The following is a 16,193-nucleotide window of genomic DNA, read 5'->3' on the forward strand; positions in this document are numbered from 1 at the left end:
GACCAGGAGTAACGCCGAATTTGTCAAGGGCGCCGTTATCAGCCAACCCCTAGCTACTCCGTCAGCGGACGCCACACCACTGGCAACTTGTTGCCGCAACTTCTGCACGTTGACGCACGGCGGCGATTCACGCTGCCATGAAATGATCTCAACCCTGGAGGACGAACCTTGTCTCTTTGGTCTTTACCGATGGTCGCCGCCCTCGTGGCCGCGACGGCGATCCCGGCGGGCGCCAGCGCTATTGCCGCCTCCCCGGAGACCGCCCCAGAACCGTATCCGGTCGCGTTGGTCAACACTTTCCTCGGTACCAAGGAGGCGGGCCCCGACTTCGGTCACGGCGGCGGCGCCGGCATGAACTTCCCCGGTGCCGTCCTGCCGTTCGGGATGATGCAGTGGAGCCCTGACACGGTGGCGAACGCCGGAGGTGGCTACAAGTGGGAGGACAACCGCTTACGCGGCTTCTCCATGACCCACATCAACGGCCCCGGGTGCACCGGGGCGCAGGACTTCCCCGTGATGCCCATCTCAGGAAAGATCGACAAGTCTCCCGCCACGCACGGCATGGACTACGTCCAGACGTACAAGCATGACAACGAGAAGTCCACGCCGGGCTCCTACACCACCACCCTCGACACCGGGGTGAAGGCGGAGCTGGCCGCGACCCAGCGGGCCGGTGTCGGGCGGTTCACCTTCCCCGCGGGCAAGCCCGGCACGCTGCTGCTGAACACCAGCGGCTCGATCAACGGCGTGGACGACGGCGAGACCAAGATCAGCGGCAACACCGTCCAGGGCTGGGTGCAGACCGGCGGCTTCTGCGGCACGCCGATGCGGTACAAGGTCTACTTCCACGCCACCTTCGACCAGCCGATCAACGCCTACGGCACGTGGAAGGACGACGTCGTCCAGCCGAGCGCCCCGTCCGTCAAGAACGCCTCGAAGGCCAAGGTCGCCGAGGCGGCGGCCGTGACGGCCGGCGACGTCGTGGTGAACGGCCCGGGCTCGGGCGCCTACCTGGAGTTCGACGCCGCCAAGCCGGTGCAGATGCGGGTCGGACTGTCGTACGTGAGCGTCGACGGCGCCAGGAAGAACCTCGAGGCGGAGGTCGGCGCCAGCTCCTACGACTCCGTCTCCCTGAACGCGGCGTCCGTCTGGAACGACCGGCTCAGCCAGGTGCTGGTCAGCGGCGGGACGTACGACCAGCGGCGCACCTTCTACAGCAACCTCTACCACGCGCTGCTGCAGCCGCACGTAGCCGAGGACGCCGACGGCACCTACACCGGCTCGGACGGCAAGCCCCACACCGTCGCCACCGGCCACCACCACTACGCGACGTTCTCCGGCTGGGACGTCTACCGCAGCGAGGTGCAGCTCCTGGCCCTGCTCGACCCGGCCGTGGGCAGCGACATCGCGCAGACGATGTACGAGAACGCGCACCTGCTCGGCGACGTGTGGGACCGCTGGTCCCTGCAGAACGAGATCACCGGCGTCATGGTCGGCGACCCGTACCACTCCATCGTCTCCAGCCTGTACGCCTTCGGCGCCCGGGACTTCCCGGCCGCCGACGCGATGAAGTCGATGGTCACGGCGGCCCAGCGGGTCGGCGGGATGGACATCGGCCACCCGCAGATCAAGTACGACGAGCGGCCGGGCAATGCCGCCTTCATGAACAAGGGCTATGTCGTCTCCGACCCGTCCATGACGCTGGAGTACGGCATCGCCGACTTCGGCATCGCCCAGCTTGCCGCCCGGCTCGGCTACAAGGACGTCTCCGCCACGTTCATGAAGCGCTCGCAGTCCTGGCAGAACACCTACAACCCGGCCAACTCCTGGATCCAGCCCAAGATGGCGGACGGGTCGTTCACCTCGCCCTTCGACCCGGCGAGCCCGGACTCCTACATCGAGGGCAACGGCGCCCAGTACCACTGGATGGTGCAGCACAACCCGCGCGGGCTGTTCGACGCGATGGGCGGCAACGCCAAGGCCATCCCCCGGCTGGACGCCTACTTCAAGGCGCTCAACGCCGGGCCGAACGAGCCCTACGCCTACCTCGGCAACGAGCCCGCGCTGCCGTCGCCGTGGCTGTACGCGTGGGCCGGGCAGCCGTACAAGACCCAGGACCTGGTGCGACGGGTGCAGCAGGAGCTGTTCAAGCCGGGGCCTGACGGGCTGGTCGGCAACGACGACCTGGGCGCGATGGCGTCCTGGTACGTGTGGTCGGCGATGGGCCTGTTCCCGGCGATCCCCGGCCGGGCCGAGCTGCTGGTCAACACCCCGCTGTTCGACAAGATCAACATTAAGCGGCCGCAGGGGAACATCGACATCTACTCCCCGGGTGCCGCCGCCAACCGCTACATCCAGTCGCTCAAGGTCAACGGGACGGCGTCCAGCAAGGCGTGGCTGCCCGAGTCCTTCGCCCTGCAGGGCGGCAGGCTCGACGCCACGCTCGGGACGTCGCCGAACACGACGTTCGGCACCGGTACGACCAACGCCCCGCCGAGCTTCAACGAGGGCGCCAAGCCCTACCTCGCCGGATTCGACCCGGGCAGCGGGCCCGTCGAGCCGGGCGGGACCTTCCCGGCCACGCTCGCTGTCCAGTCCACCGGCGCGGCGGCCACCGTCAAGTGGCAGGCCAAGCCGCCGGCCGGGATCACCGTGACCCCGGCGAGCGGCACGCTGACCGTCCCCGCGCTGGGCAGGGCCACCCAGGCGGTCCAGGTCTCGGTGGCGGCGGGCACGGCGCTCGGCTTCGTCACCGTGCCGATCGCCGTCGGCGACCTCACCGCCAGCGTGCGGCTGAACGTGGCCAAGCGCGGCACGGTCGAGTGGGCGCACAACCTCGCGGGCATCGGCGACGACGCCGAGTCCGGGCTGGCCAACCTCGACGCGGCCGCCTTCAGCTACTCGGGGCAGGGCCTGGCGGCGGCCGGGCTCAAGCCGGGCGGCAAGGTCACGTGGAACGGCTTCGAGTTCACCTGGCCGAACCGCAAGCCGGGTGAATGGGACAACGTGAAGGTGGGCACCCAGCCGATCGAGGTGGCCGCGCCCGACGGGGCCACGAAGATCGCCTTCCTGGGCTCGACCACCAACGGCTGGTCGGAGGTGACCGCGACGGTGACCTACACCGACGGCTCCACCAGCACCGGCAAACTCGGGCTCAGCGACTGGATGCTGGACTTCGGCGGCGGCCAGCCCCGGTACGGCAACGAGATCGTGGCCTCGATGCCGTACCAGCTCTACAACGGCTCGTGGATGCTGCGGCCGCTCGGCTCGTACGTCTTCGCGGCCCAGCCGATCGCGCTCACCGCGGGCAAGAAGGTGAAGAGCATCACCTTCTCGCCGGCCCAGGAGGGCGCGATGCACATCTTCACCTGGGCTTTCGCCTGATTTCTCGAGCGGCTCCCCCTGTTCGCCCGGGGGGAGCCGCTCTTTTGTGCGACGCCGCGCTTGCATAAAGTAGGCTCCACCTGCCCTAATTTAGGTAAGCCTTTCCTACCGCGCGGGAGCACCGGTGTTCGCCAGCTATCTCATCGGACTGCGTGAAGGACTGGAGGCGACACTCGTCGTCTCGGTCCTGATCGCCTTCCTGGTCAAAAGTGACCGCAAAGACAAGCTGCCACAGGTGTGGACCGGCGTCGTGGCCGCTCTCGCCCTGTCCGTCGGCTTCGGCGCGCTGCTGACGTTCACGGCCGCCCACCTGGACCACACGGGACAGGAGCTCTTCGACGCGATCACCTCGCTGCTGGCCGTGGTGTTCGTCACCTGGATGATCTTCTGGATGCGCCGCACGGCCCGCGCGCTCTCCAAGGAGCTGCGGGGCAAGCTCACGGACGCGCTCCAGATGGGCTCGCTCGCCGTGGTCGTGATGGCCTTCCTGGCCGTGGCCCGCGAGGGACTGGAGACGGCGCTGCTGTTCTTCGCCTCCGTCCAGGGCGCCACCACCACCGCGACGCCGCTCATCGGCATCAGCCTGGGCCTGCTCACCTCGGTGGCGATCGGCTGGGGCATCTACCGCAGCGCCCTGAAGATCAACCTCACCAAGTTCTTCACCTGGACGGGCCTGCTGCTGATCCTGGTGGCCGCCGGCATCTTCAAATACGGCGTGCACGACCTGCAGGAGGCCAACATCCTGCCTGGCCTGGGCACCTACGCCTTCGACATCAGCGCGATCCTGCCCGCCGACTCCTGGTGGGGCGCACTGCTCGCCGGGATGCTCAACATCACGCCGCAGCCGAGCGTCCTGGAGGTCCTGGCCTGGGTCCTCTACCTCGTGCCGACCCTCTTCCTCTTCCTGCGCCCCCAGCGCACCCCCGCACCGGCATCGACCACCAGCTCGGCCTGAACAGGAGCATCATGCTTAACTCCACCACCCGCGGCCTCGCCTTGGCGTTCGGTGCGCTCTCCCTGGCCGCCTGCGGCTCCGGGACACCGGCCGCGACCGGCTCCGCCGCGCCGGAGAAGCCGGGGAAGATCAGCGTGGCCGCCTCCGACACCGAGTGCAAGGTCGCCGCCGCCGAGGTGCCCGCGGGCACCAGCACGTTCACGATCACCAACGGCGGCACCAAGGTCACCGAGTTCTACGTGTACGCGCCGGGCGACCGCGTCATGGCCGAGGTGGAGAACATCGTGCCGGGCCTGACCCGCGAGGTCATCGCCGAGCTGCCCGCCGGGACGTACGAGACGGCCTGCAAGCCCGGCATGGTGGGCAAGGGCCTGCGCAACGCGCTCAAAGTGACGGGCGAGCACAAGGCGCTCAGCTCCGACGCCAAGCTGGCCGAGGCCACCGCCAACTACAAGCGCTACATCAAGACGCAGAGCGACACACTGCTGGTCAAGACGCAGGAGTTCGTCGACGCGGTCAAGGCGGGCGACATCGCCAAGGCCAAGGAGCTCTTCCCGGTCTCGCGTACGTACTGGGAGCGGATCGAGCCGGTCGCGGAGATCTTCGGCGACCTCGACCCGGCGATCGACGCCCGCGAGGCCGACCTGGCGGCCGGCGAGAAGTGGACCGGCTTCCACAAGATCGAGAAGGATCTCTGGATCACCAAGGACATCAGCAAAGACGGCCCGGTGGCCGACAAGCTGATCGCCGACGTCAAGACCATCGTGGCGAAGTCGAACGCCGCCGAGCTGACCCCGCTCAACCTGGCCAACGGCGCCAAGGAGCTGCTCGACGAGGTCGCCACCGGCAAGATCACCGGCGAGGAGGACACCTGGTCGCACACCGACCTGTGGGACTTCGACGCCAACCTCCAGGGCTCCAAGGCCGCCGTACAGGCGCTCCGTCCCGTGCTGGAAGAGCGCGCGCCCGACCTGGTCAAGACGCTGGACGAGAAGTTCGCCGCGGCCGAGGCCGCGCTGGGCAAGCACCAGAAGGGCGACGGCTGGCAGCTGCACAACGAGCTGTCCAAGGCCGAGCTGAAGGCGCTGTCGGACGCGATCAACGCGCTGGCCGAGCCGATCAGCAAGATCGCCCCGGCCATCACGAAGTAGGGGAGGCAAGACCATGAGCGATCGCATGAGCCGCAGGAAGCTGTTCGGCCTGGGCGCGGCGGGGGCGGCCGCCGTCGGCGCCGGGGCTGTGGTCACGCGCGCGCTGGTCGAGGAGCCGACGGTCGCGCACGCGGCCTCGATCTCCGATCCCGTCTCCTTCTACGGCGAACACCAGGCGGGCATCGTCACACCCGCCCAGGACCGGCTGCACTTCGTCGCCTTCGACGTGACCACCGACAAGCGGGCCGAGCTGGTCGAGCTGCTGCAGGAGTGGACGGCCGCCGCCGCCAGGCTGGTGCAGGGCAAGGAGGCGGGCACGTTCGGGACAGTCGGCGGGGTCCCCGAGGCCGCGCCCGACGACACGGGCGAGGCGCTCGGCCTGCCCGCCTCCGGGCTGACGCTGACGATCGGCTTCGGGCCGTCGCTCTTCGACGACCGGTTCGGGCTGGCGGGCAAGCGCCCGGCCGCTCTCGCTGATCTCCCGAAATTCCCTGGTGAGCAGCTCATTCCGGAAATATCCGGTGGTGACATCTGCGTACAGGCGTGCGCGCACGATCCCCAGGTCGCGGTGCACGCTATCCGCAACCTGGCCAGGATCGGCTTCGGCAAGGTGTCGGTCCGCTGGTCCCAGCTCGGCTTCGGCCGTACGTCCTCCACCTCGCGCGCCCAGGCGACGCCGCGCAACCTGATGGGCTTCAAGGACGGCACGAACAACCTCAAACTGGAGGACGCCGAGCTGCTGCGCCAGCAGCTTTGGGTGGGCGCCCAGGACGGCCCCGCCTGGATGACCGGCGGCAGCTACATGGTCACCAGGAAGATCCGCATGATGGTCGAGACCTGGGACAGGACGTCGCTGGGCGAGCAGGAGGCCATCTTCGGCCGCGACAAGGGCGCGGGCGCTCCGCTGGGCAAGAAGGCGGAGTTCGACACGCCGGACTTCGTGGCCAAGGGCGGGGACGGCCAGCCGCTCATCAAGGACGACGCCCACGTCAGGCTGGCGCACCCCACCACCAACGGCGGCGCGCGCCTGCTGCGCAGGGGCTACAACTTCGTGGACGGCTCCGACGGGCTCGGCCGCCTCGACGCCGGGCTGTTCTTCATCGCCTACCAGCGGGATCCGCGCAAGCAGTTCGTGCCGGTGCAGATGCGTCTGGCCAAGACCGACAGCCTCAACGAGTACATCAAGCACATCTCCAGCGGGCTGTGGGCGTGCCCGCCGGGGATGCGCGACGCGGGCGACTACTGGGGGCGCGCGCTCTTCGCCTGACGTACAGCCGGTTGCAAGCCTGACCTGTTCACATGAAGCATGCGCAGTGACACGTCAGGGGGCTTGTGATGATCGTCTTTGGCGGCGCCTTCGCCGTACTCGTTCTGCTGGCCGCCCTCCTCTTCATCTCGATCTACAATGGGTTAGTACACAAGCGGAACGCCGTCGAGAACGCCTGGGCCCAGGTCGACGTGCAGCTCAAGCGCCGCCACGACCTGGTGCCCAACCTGGTGGAGGTCGTCCGCGGCTACGCCGGCCACGAGCGGCAGACGCTCACCGCCGTCACGGCCGCCCGCGCGCAGGCCCTCGGCGCGCACACCCCCGCCGAGATGGCCAGCGCCGAGAACGCGCTGACCGGCGCGCTGAAGACCCTGTTCGCGGTCACCGAGTCCTACCCCGACCTCAAGGCCAGCCAGAACTTCGCCGAACTCCAGGAAGAACTGGCCACCACCGAGAACCGGATCGCCTACTCCCGCCAGTACTACAACGACGCCGTCCTCACCTACAGCAACGCGATCCAGACCGTCCCGGCCAACATCGTCGCGGGCATGAGCGGGTTCACCGCCCGCGAGTACTTCCAGGCACCCGGCGAGGAGCGCGGGCCCGTACAGGTGCGGTTCTGATGACCGTCTGGTTCGCCGCCTCGGCCGGCGCCGCGGCGTTGTGGGCGCTGCTCCTGCTGGTGCTGGCGATCGCGACCCGCACCCCGGACATCACCCCCGGCCGGCCCGGCGCCCCGGTCACGGACGAACCGCCCGCCGTGGTCGACCTCATCACCGGTGGCTGGCGCCTGTGCGACGAGGCCGCCTCCGCCACCCTGCTCGACCTCGCCGCGCGGGGCGCCGTGCGGATCGAGGAGGTCGGCCCGGAGCTGTCCCTGGTACGCCTGCACCACGCCGAGGGGCTGAACCCGTACGAACAACTCGTCTACGACCACGTGCACTCGCTCGCGCGCGACGGCGTCGTGGCGACCGGCGCGCTGGCCGAGGGCTCGCGCCACCTGGGCCGCTGGTGGAAGAGCTTCCGCAAGAAGGTCATCGCCGACGCCCGGCAGCGGGGACTGTCCCAGGCCCGCTGGAGCCGCGCGCACGCGACGCTGCTGTTCGCGTCCGCGTTGGTGCCCGCCGCGCTGGTCGCCGTCGCGGTCACCGTGGCCGACCCCGAACACGACGGCGGCATCGGCGCGGGCATCGTCGCCTACGGCGCGCTGGTCTACCTGGCCGGCCGGCTCAACGGCGAGCGCGGCACCGACCTGGGCGTCCAGGCGGCGGGGCACTGGCTGGGCGTACGCGAGACCCTGTCGAACGCCCGCTACGCCGAGAAGCCCGCGGCGAGCGTGACCATCTGGGGCCGCCCCCTGGCGTACGCGGCCGCTCTCGGGCTCGCGCCGCGCGCTGTCCGCAGCCTGCCGGTGAGCGTGCCCGCCGACGACCGCCGGGCCTGGTCCGACTACGGCGGCATGTGGCACGCGGTGGACGTCCGCTACCCGTCGCGCCTCATCTGGGGCCGGCCGCCGCTGCACACCGTGGGCCGGGGCCTGGCGGCCGGGTTCTTCGCGGGCTTCTGGACGTGGCTCGTGCTGGTCATCCTGTCGGCGTTCGACCTGTGGCCGCGCGGCCTGACCGAGCCTGGCGGCTTGGCCGTGGGCTTCGCGATCGCCTCCGTACCCGCCGTCCGCGCGCTCCTCGACGTCACCGGCCAGACCTGGATCGAGGGCCAGATCGTACGGCTGCGCAGAAGCCAGTCGGGCAGCAACGACAACCACGTGAATGACGTCTACTGGTGCGCCATCGACGAGGGCAGCAGCCGCGAGCTCAAGGCTTACAGCATGGCCGAGGACCAGTGGGCCCGCCTGTCGGAGGGCGACCTGGTCCGCGCCAGAGCCGGACGGCGGGTCGGCTGGATCGGCGAGATCGAGGTGCTCCGGAGCACGACCCACCGTGGCCACTACGCCGACACCCAGGACCACCTGATCGACGCCCCGCGCAATCTCGGCGAGGTCCGGCCGGAGTGGGGGAGGTAAGAGCTGGGTATGCGTTAAGTATTCACTTACTTACTATGGGCAACCCTGTCTATGGTGAAGGTCAGGAGTTCCCATGCGCGATGAGCCTTCGAACGGCGAACTCGCCCGGCGCCTCGTCGATCTGCAAGACGCCACTCTGAAACTCATGTCACAGGAGCTGTTCGTAGCCGAGCAGCGGGCGAACGAACGCCGGTTCACGCTGCTCGAACGCGACCTGAAAGGCCTCGGGGAACGAGTCGACAACGAGCTCAGCCAGCTGGGCGTCCACATCGAGTCCCGCAAGCGCGACCGGGGCGCCAACTGGCGGCAGGGCGTGTACTCGGGCGTGCTCCCAGCGGTGCTGCTGCTGATCTCGATCCTGGTCCAGATCTGGCTCGCTTTGAACGGACCCCCATGGTGACTTCTCCTCGTAAGCAAGCAACCGAATGCTGGACCTACGGCATGACGGCCCCCACCTCCACGCCCAGCCCCGCAAGGTGATCGGGTAGGCGACGCAGGAAGTCCGAGTAATCCCCGGCGCTTCCCCAGGCGACCTCCGCGAAGGCGCTCAGCCTGGGGAAGGCCATGCGTTCGACGTGCGCCGGGTCCGGCATGTGCTCGGTCCACAGCTGGCACTGCACCCCAAGGATCCCCTCTGGCGGAGCGAAGTCGTAGACCTGCCGCATGGTGAGCACGCGTCCGTTGGCCCCGGGCGGGCCGTCGTCGCGCTCGTACCAGTAGACGAGACGTTTGCCGGGCAGGCGGAGCTGGGAAAGGAACCAGCCCTTCGGTACGCCATTGGCCCTCGGCGGCCAGCTTGTTACCGGGGAATTTCTTTTGGGCTGATCCCTTGACCCGGAACCCGGGAGGGGGGAGTTTGGTCGGCATCGGACTTACGAGTCATTTCCGAACCTAGTTCGCAAAGGGATGTCGTGGCGATTGTGATCGGAGTGGTGACCCACTCGACGCACGGGGAGTTGTTCCGGGAAGCCGCGAACACGCTCGGTGGGGTCGACCTGGAGTGGGTCAGCTACGACCACGAGGACGAGATCCGTGCCAAGGTCGCCGAGTTCCTGAAGACGACCCGGCTCGACGGCTTCCTGGCCGGCCCGACCCCGTACACGGCCAGTCGCGAACTCCTCCCACCCGGCCTCCCGGTCGGCGTGATCCGCTCGTCGGCGCTCGATCTGACCCTCGCGCTCTATCGCGCCCAGGAGCGGGGCTGGGGTCGCACTCCGTTCAGCATCGACACCTTTCCCGCCGAGGTGGTCGAGGCGGTCGCCACCGCGCTCGAGCTCGACACCGACGCCATCGACTACCTGCCGTACGCCCCCACGCAATCCGTGGAGGACATCGTCGAGTTCCACCGTTCCGCGTACCACCGGTTCGACGGCCGCAGCTACGTGATCAGCGTCCGCGCCGCCGTCCGCGAGCAACTGTCCGGCGAGATCCCGATCATGAGCGGCATGCCGGTGCCGGCGACGATCCGGACCGAGCTGCATGAGCTCGCGCTCCGGATCGAGTCCGAGCGAGCCAGCGCACAACGCTTCGCCGCCGGAGTCTTCCTGATCTCGCATTCGCAGGACGAGGAACGGGCCCGGATCGGCCTGATGAATCTGTTGCTCAACACCCCCGAGTTCGCCGGCGCGTGGATCGAGGACCGCGGCCGGCGCGGTGTCGTCGTCTTCGCCCACAAGGCCTTGTTCGAGCGCATCACCCGCAACTGGGTCGCCGTACCCGCGCTCGCCGAGGCGGCCGCGGTGCTCGGTGCGCAGGTCTCGGCCGGGTTCGGCGTCGGCGCGTCCGCCCGCAACTGTGTGGCCCTGGCCGAACAAGCGGCCGCCCGGGCCGAGCGGGAGAGCAAGCCATGCGGCTACCTGATCGAGGACAGCGGCGTGATCATCGGCCCGATGGGTCCGGTCCGGGCGGCGCTCAGCTACTCGTACCGCGAGCACGGCGACGACGTCGAACGGCTCGCGAAGTCCGTCGGCCTCAGTGCCGCGACCGTCTCCCGGCTGGCGGCGCTGGACCACGAACTGGAAGGTCGCGCGATCTCGCCCGGTGAGCTCGCCGACCATCTCGGCATCACGGATCAGAGCGGGCGCCGGCTGATCCGGACACTCGACGCTGGGGGCCTGGTGAGCGTCGAAGGCACTGCTCAGAACCTTCCGAAAGGACGCCCGACGCGTCTGTATCGGCTACGCATCGCCCAAGCGTTACTGCGCCCATCGCGTTGAAGGGACAACCATGGAGCTCAACCGCCGCCAGATCCTGAAGTACGCAGGCCTCGGCCTGGCCCTGCCCGCCGCATCGCCCCTGCTGTCCGCCTGCTCCAACGACAAGTCCGGAGGCGGCGGCGACGGCAGCGTGAAGTTCGAGGGCTGGGACTACGAGGCCGCACTCGTCCAGCAGAACCTCGACAACTTCACCAAGACCAGCAACATCAAGGTCAACTACACCCCGATCACGAGTGCGCAGTACGTGCAGAAGGTCGTCGCCGAGTTCACCGGTGGCGGCGGCCCGGACGCCCTTTATGTGTACGACGATTCCCTCGCGGGCTGGGTCGAGGGGGACTACCTGCAGCCGCTCGACGGCATGGCCGGCGTCGACGAGGTGTACAACGCGATCTACCCGGGCAACGCGGCGGCGATGACGTACCAGGGCAAGCGCTACGGCCTGCCGTACTACACCGACTCCAACTGCCTGACCTACAACACCGGCATCCTTGCCAAGGCCGGGATCACGAAACCCCCTGCCAGCCTGGAGGAACTGGAAGCGCAGGCGGTCAAGATCAAGAGCGCCGGCCTCCTGCAGTACCCGATCGGCGTACCGGCGCAACTGTCCGACACCTGGTGGTCCTGGGTGTGGGCGCTGGTCTTCGGCAGCGGCGGCAACATGTTCGACGACCAGCAGACGCCGATCATGAACACCACCGACACCGTGGTGAAGGACGTCTTCGCCTGGCTGCAGCAGGCGGCGACCAAGTCGAAGGTGATCGACCCGGCTTGCCTGCAGCTGACGGCGGTCCCGATCGACAACGCGATGAAGGCGAACCGGTACGCGTACACGATCGGCGCGCGGTACGCCAGCCGCGACTACAACGACGCGACCAAGTCCAAGGCCGCGGGCAAGATCCGGATGGCGCTGATACCGAGCCTCGATGGTCAGGTGCACGGGACGGTCAGCAACACCCGGCTCTACGCGCTGGCCAAGGACACCAAGGTGAAGGACAACGCGTTCAAGCTGCTCACCTACCTGGGCGGACTCGACGCGAACAAGCAGCCTTACACCGCCAAGTTCTGGTTCCTGCAGCGTGGTCTCGGGTTCGCCTACAAGTCGATGGCGACCGACCCGGAGGTCACCGCAGCGCTGGAGAAGTTCGCCGACCCGGCGATCTACGCCCACCTGGGCGAGATCGCCAAGCCGCGCAACGTGCTCGGCGTGCCGTGGTACACCGAGTTCGAAACCGAGATGCACAAGGTCGTGCAGGGCGTACTGAGCAACCAGACGCAGCCGGCCGCGGCGGTGGCGAGCTTGGCGCAGACCGTTGAGACGCTGAAGAAGAAGTACAACTGAGGATGGCCGTCCTCGCCGAACGCCGGCCGCTGGGCGACAACGCCAAGGCCTGGGCGTTGAACGCGCCGGCCATGATCGTGATCGCCCTGCTGGTCGCCTACCCGATCGCGTACTCGTTCTGGGTCAGCCTGCAGAAGAACAACCTGAAGCGCCCGCGGGCGAAGGAGTTCATCGGCTTCGCCAACTACCAGGCCCTGCTCAGCGATCATGCCTTCCTGTCCGCGCTGAAGGTGTCGGCCCTGTTCGTCGTCGTGGTGCTCGGGCTGACCGTCGTACTCGCGCTGATCCTGGCGCTGGTGCTGAACGAGCAGTTCCGCGGCCGCGGTCTGTTGCTCAGCCTGGCCCTGTTGCCTTGGGCGATGCCGGGGGTGGTGAACGGCCTGATGTGGCGGACCATCTTCGACGCGAAGACCGGCGCCCTGAACGGTCTGCTGACGCAGCTCGGACTGATCGACGAGTATCACGCCTGGCTGACGTCCGGGACCGGCGCGTTCCTGTTCACCGCACTGGCCCAGGTGTGGAACACGCTCCCGTTCTCGGTCATCATCCTGCTCGCCGGACTATCAACAATCCCCTCGGAGTTGTACGACGCCGCCACCGTCGACCGAGCGGGGGCGGTGCAGCGGTTCGTCCAGGTGACGTTGCCGTGGTTGCTGCACCCCCTGCTGATCGTGCTGATTCTCGAGACGATGAACGCGTTCCGCGCCTTCGACACCATCTACGTACTGACCGGTGGCGGACCAGGTGACGCGACCACCACCATCGCCCTGCTCGACGTGCAGACCGTCCTGACCTTCACCGACTTCGGCCTGGGCAGCGCCTACGCCTGGGTGATCACCGCGATCACCCTCCTGATCTCGGTCGGCTACATCGGCCTGCTCTACCGGAAGGGGAACTTCGAGGTATGAGCACCCTGGTGAAGGTTCCCCTGCGCTACCGAATCCCCTGGAAGAAGATCGTCCTGTACGTGCTGGCGGTCGCGTTCGCGCTGTATCTGGTGCTGCCGTTCTACTGGATCGTCGCGATGAGCTTCATGCACGAGGTGGATGCGATCTCCGTTCCGCCGCACTGGATTCCGGTCCACCCGACGTTGGAGAACTATCTCGGTTTCCTTCATCCGAATGAGGCCCAGCAACTCGTCGGCGGCCGGGCGATCGACGAGACGCCGTACTCCTTGCGCAACAGTCTGATCGTCGCCACCTCGACGGCGATCCTGAATCTCGTGCTGGCCACGTTCGCGGCGTACTCGTTCTCGCGGCTGAAGTTCCGCGGCAGTCAGGTGCTGCTGATGCTCTACCTGCTCACCCGGATGGTGCCGGGGATCGCGATCATCATCCCGTTCTACCTGCTGATGCGGACGTTCGGGCTGCTGGACACCTACCTGGCGCTGATCCTTTCGTACACGACGTTCGCGCTGCCGATCACGATCTGGATCCTGAAGGACTTCTTCCGTTCGGTGCCGCGCGAGCTCGAGGAGGCGGCCCGGGTGGATCGGTGCGGCTGGTTCCGGACCATGTGGTCGGTGTTCCTGCCGGTCGCGGCGCCGGGGCTGGTCGCGGCCGCGGTGTTCGCGTTCATGACCGCGTGGAACGAGTTCATGTTCGCGTTGTTCCTGACCAGCACGAAGGCGGCGAAGACGATCCCGGTGGTGGCGGCGAACTTCGCCACCGACTTCAACACCCAGTTCACCGTGATGGCCTCGGCCGGCGTGCTCGCGGTCGTCCCACCCCTGGTACTGGCCCTGCTCTTCCAGCGCAAGCTGGTCCAGGGCATGGCCGCCGGATCCGTGAAGGGCTGACAGATGGCAGAGGTTCGACTCGAAGGCATCACCAAGTCGTTCGGCGGCAAGACCGTGGTGAACGACCTGAATCTGACCATCGAGGATCAGGAGTTCCTCACCCTGGTCGGCCCGTCCGGTTGTGGAAAGTCGACAACCCTGCGAATGATCTGCGGCCTGGAACGGGCCTCCGAGGGCAACATCTTCTTCGACGGCAAGCCGGTCAGCTGGCTGCCGGCCAACAAGCGCGACGTCGCGATGGTGTTCCAGAGCTACGCGCTCTACCCGCACAAGACGGTCCGGCAGAACATCGGGTTCGCGCTGAAGATGATGCGGGTGCCCAAGGCCACGATCGACGAGCAGGTGCTGCAGGCGGCCCGGACGCTGGACATCGAGGACCTGCTGGATCGCAAGCCGCGCGAGCTGTCCGGTGGCCAACGGCAACGAGTCGCGCTCGGTCGCGCGATCGTGCGGGACGCCGGTGCGTATCTGCTCGACGAGCCGTTGTCCAACCTGGACGCGCAGCTCCGGGTGCTGATGCGTGCGGAGATCAAGCGGCTGCACGTGGACGTCGCCCGGACGTTCATCTACGTCACCCACGACCAGGTCGAGGCGATGACGATGTCGGACCGGATCGCGGTGATGCGCGACGGCGTGGTCCAGCAGTGCGCGACGCCGGAGGAGATCTACGAACGCCCGGCGAACCGTTTCGTCGCGTCGTTCATGGGCTCGCCGCCGATGAACTTCGTCACCGGTGAGCTGGCCGACGTCGACGGCGTCCGGACCTTCCGCAGCGGCGCGTTGAGCCAGGAGCTGGGCCGGTACGACGTTTCGCCGGACGACCCGGCCGTCGTCCTGGGCGTCCGGCCGGAGGACGTGACGTTGTCGCCGACCCCGGTCGCGGGCTACCAGCCCGGGAAGGTGTTCGTGTCCGAGCCGCTCGGTCCGGATGTGCTGGTCACGGTCCGGATCGACGGCGAGTTGCTGAAGGCCCGCGTCCCGGTGCCGTTCCGGCTAGGTCATGACAGCACGGTGTACGTCGGCTTCAACCAGGACCGCCTGCACTTGTTCAAGGCCTCCGACGGCACCGCGCTGCACGCACCGGAGCGGGTATAGGCGCCGCCCCCGAGTACCCCCATCGAGAGGAACGCTCTTGAGGAACCCCGAGAACGCGATCGTCGAGGTCGAGCTGCCGGACGACTTCGACGACTTCTGGGCGGCCGGCCTGGCGGACTGCGCGTCGTACCCGCTGGACCCGGTCCTCACCGAAATGCCGTCGTTGTCCACGGAAAAGGTGATTGTCTACGATCTGCGCTACACCAGCTATGGCGGTCTGCGGATCGCAGGCTGGTACACCGTCCCGCGCGAGAGGCCGGCCCCGCATCCGGCGTTGGTGACGATCCCCGGCTACATCTCCGAGCCGACGATCCCGAAGAAATGGTCCGAGCTCGGGTACGCCACGCTCGCGGTGGCGCCGCGCGGAAAACTGCGGTCGAACGACGTGTTCAACCCGGGCTACCCGGGATTGCTGACGCACAACATCGTCGACCACAACACCTACGGGTATCGCGGGTTCTACCTCGACGTGGTGCGGGCGGTCGAGGTATTGCTCGATCGACCGGAAGTCGACAATCTGCGGATCGGACTGGAGGGGTCGAGTCAGGGCGGTGGCCTCGGGATCTCGACAGCCGCGCTCCTGCCGGACGTGATCAGGTGCGTCGCGGCGGGAGCGCCGTACCTGTGCGGGATCATGACCGCGCCGACACTGACCCGGTCGTATCCGTACGAGGAGATCAACGAGTACTTGCGGGTGCACCCGAAGGACGTCGACCGGGTGCGGGAGACGGTCGCGTACTACGACGGGCTCAACTTCGCGCCGAAGGTGCGGGCGCCGACGCTGCTGTACATCGGGCTCGAGGACGACGTGTGCCCGCCGGAGACCGGGTTCGCGCTGCGGCGGGTGCTGACGTGTGAGACCACCCTGCACGCCTACCCGCACTGCGCGCATCACGCCGGGCTGCCGGGCGTGATGCGGATCGTGGAGGACTTCCTTGCCGAACACCTCACCCCGGGACGGTGAA

At 67.9% G+C, this 16,193-nt stretch carries 14 protein-coding genes; 13 read left to right on the forward strand and 1 reads right to left on the reverse strand.

All coding sequences use genetic code 11. The features are described from left to right. Positions 1 to 189 precede the first annotated feature (189 nt). The 7 genes from KLK06_RS31510 to KLK06_RS31540 all read left to right on the forward strand — a co-directional run bounded on the left by KLK06_RS31510 (position 190) and on the right by KLK06_RS31540 (position 9,180). The gene (locus tag KLK06_RS31510; RefSeq protein ID WP_214639288.1) at positions 190 to 3,384 is read left to right on the forward strand and encodes a GH92 family glycosyl hydrolase; all 3,195 of its coding nucleotides are present in this window, start codon (positions 190 to 192) and stop codon (positions 3,382 to 3,384) included. Between the two features lie 124 nt (positions 3,385 to 3,508). After that, the gene (gene efeU / locus KLK06_RS31515; protein ID WP_214639289.1) at positions 3,509 to 4,339 is read left to right on the forward strand and encodes an iron uptake transporter permease EfeU; all 831 of its coding nucleotides are present in this window, start codon (positions 3,509 to 3,511) and stop codon (positions 4,337 to 4,339) included. 11 nt (positions 4,340 to 4,350) lie between these two features. Beyond that, positions 4,351 to 5,490 carry an iron uptake system protein EfeO gene (gene efeO, locus KLK06_RS31520; protein WP_214639290.1) on the forward strand — a complete coding sequence of 380 codons (1,140 nt, stop codon included), beginning with the start codon at positions 4,351 to 4,353 and terminating at the stop codon, positions 5,488 to 5,490. A 13-nt stretch (positions 5,491 to 5,503) separates the two neighbouring features. Next, complete coding sequence (efeB, locus tag KLK06_RS31525; RefSeq protein ID WP_214639291.1) at positions 5,504 to 6,757, forward strand: iron uptake transporter deferrochelatase/peroxidase subunit; 1,254 nt, start codon at positions 5,504 to 5,506, stop codon at positions 6,755 to 6,757. Positions 6,758 to 6,825: 68 nt separating this feature from the next. Further along, a complete protein-coding gene (locus tag KLK06_RS31530) occupies positions 6,826 to 7,380 on the forward strand; it encodes a LemA family protein (RefSeq protein ID WP_214639292.1) in 555 nt (184 codons plus the stop codon). Then, positions 7,380 to 8,780 (forward strand): DUF2207 domain-containing protein, encoded by a 1,401-nt coding sequence (locus KLK06_RS31535; protein WP_214639293.1) that lies wholly within the window; start codon positions 7,380 to 7,382, stop codon positions 8,778 to 8,780. Before KLK06_RS31530 ends, KLK06_RS31535 begins: the two co-directional genes overlap by 1 nt. A 73-nt stretch (positions 8,781 to 8,853) precedes the next feature. After that, complete coding sequence (locus KLK06_RS31540) at positions 8,854 to 9,180, forward strand: hypothetical protein (RefSeq protein WP_214639294.1); 327 nt, start codon at positions 8,854 to 8,856, stop codon at positions 9,178 to 9,180. Between the two features lie 34 nt (positions 9,181 to 9,214). Here the strand turns inward: KLK06_RS31540 and KLK06_RS31545 are convergent, their stop codons facing one another. Beyond that, entirely contained in the window at positions 9,215 to 9,445 is a 231-nt protein-coding gene (locus KLK06_RS31545) for a family 20 glycosylhydrolase (protein ID WP_214639358.1), read from the reverse strand. Between the two features lie 246 nt (positions 9,446 to 9,691). On the opposite strand from KLK06_RS31545, the gene KLK06_RS31550 reads away from it, so the two are divergent. From KLK06_RS31550 to KLK06_RS31575, 6 genes are read left to right on the forward strand one after another with little or no spacing between them, the layout of a single operon-like run. Further along, positions 9,692 to 10,996 carry a hypothetical protein gene (locus KLK06_RS31550; protein ID WP_214639295.1) on the forward strand — a complete coding sequence of 435 codons (1,305 nt, stop codon included), beginning with the start codon at positions 9,692 to 9,694 and terminating at the stop codon, positions 10,994 to 10,996. Positions 10,997 to 11,006: 10 nt separating this feature from the next. Continuing rightward, on the forward strand, positions 11,007 to 12,335 hold the full coding sequence (locus tag KLK06_RS31555) for an extracellular solute-binding protein (protein ID WP_214639296.1): 1,329 nt from the start codon (positions 11,007 to 11,009) through the stop codon (positions 12,333 to 12,335). A 2-nt stretch (positions 12,336 to 12,337) separates the two neighbouring features. Next, positions 12,338 to 13,243 (forward strand): carbohydrate ABC transporter permease, encoded by a 906-nt coding sequence (locus KLK06_RS31560; RefSeq protein ID WP_214639297.1) that lies wholly within the window; start codon positions 12,338 to 12,340, stop codon positions 13,241 to 13,243. After that, positions 13,240 to 14,133 (forward strand): carbohydrate ABC transporter permease, encoded by an 894-nt coding sequence (locus tag KLK06_RS31565; RefSeq protein ID WP_214639298.1) that lies wholly within the window; start codon positions 13,240 to 13,242, stop codon positions 14,131 to 14,133. The genes KLK06_RS31560 and KLK06_RS31565 overlap by 4 nt, the downstream gene beginning before the upstream one ends. 3 nt (positions 14,134 to 14,136) lie before the next feature. After that, positions 14,137 to 15,228, forward strand: coding sequence for an ABC transporter ATP-binding protein (locus tag KLK06_RS31570; protein ID WP_214639299.1), 1,092 nt, complete (start codon positions 14,137 to 14,139; stop codon positions 15,226 to 15,228). Between the two features lie 37 nt (positions 15,229 to 15,265). Beyond that, complete coding sequence (locus KLK06_RS31575; protein WP_214639300.1) at positions 15,266 to 16,192, forward strand: acetylxylan esterase; 927 nt, start codon at positions 15,266 to 15,268, stop codon at positions 16,190 to 16,192. Position 16,193 lies beyond the last annotated feature (1 nt).

It is taken from the genome of Nonomuraea sp. NEAU-A123 (genome assembly GCF_018603905.1).
Classification (GTDB): Bacteria; Actinomycetota; Actinomycetes; order Streptosporangiales; family Streptosporangiaceae; genus Nonomuraea.

What these genes read in the sequence shown, in the direction of transcription:
- KLK06_RS31510 (WP_214639288.1), top strand. Translation starts at nt 190, where the DNA reads ATGGTCGCCGCCCTCGTGGCCGCGACGGCGATCCCGGCGGGCGCCAGC.
- efeO (WP_214639290.1), top strand. Translation starts at nt 4,351, where the DNA reads ATGCTTAACTCCACCACCCGCGGCCTCGCCTTGGCGTTCGGTGCGCTC.
- efeB (WP_214639291.1), top strand. Translation starts at nt 5,504, where the DNA reads ATGAGCGATCGCATGAGCCGCAGGAAGCTGTTCGGCCTGGGCGCGGCG.
- KLK06_RS31530 (WP_214639292.1), top strand. Translation starts at nt 6,826, where the DNA reads ATGATCGTCTTTGGCGGCGCCTTCGCCGTACTCGTTCTGCTGGCCGCC.
- KLK06_RS31535 (WP_214639293.1), top strand. Translation starts at nt 7,380, where the DNA reads ATGACCGTCTGGTTCGCCGCCTCGGCCGGCGCCGCGGCGTTGTGGGCG.
- KLK06_RS31540 (WP_214639294.1), top strand. Translation starts at nt 8,854, where the DNA reads ATGCGCGATGAGCCTTCGAACGGCGAACTCGCCCGGCGCCTCGTCGAT.
- KLK06_RS31545 (WP_214639358.1), bottom strand. Translation starts at nt 9,445, where the DNA reads ATGCGGCAGGTCTACGACTTCGCTCCGCCAGAGGGGATCCTTGGGGTG.
- KLK06_RS31555 (WP_214639296.1), top strand. Translation starts at nt 11,007, where the DNA reads ATGGAGCTCAACCGCCGCCAGATCCTGAAGTACGCAGGCCTCGGCCTG.
- KLK06_RS31560 (WP_214639297.1), top strand. Translation starts at nt 12,338, where the DNA reads ATGGCCGTCCTCGCCGAACGCCGGCCGCTGGGCGACAACGCCAAGGCC.
- KLK06_RS31565 (WP_214639298.1), top strand. Translation starts at nt 13,240, where the DNA reads ATGAGCACCCTGGTGAAGGTTCCCCTGCGCTACCGAATCCCCTGGAAG.
- KLK06_RS31570 (WP_214639299.1), top strand. Translation starts at nt 14,137, where the DNA reads ATGGCAGAGGTTCGACTCGAAGGCATCACCAAGTCGTTCGGCGGCAAG.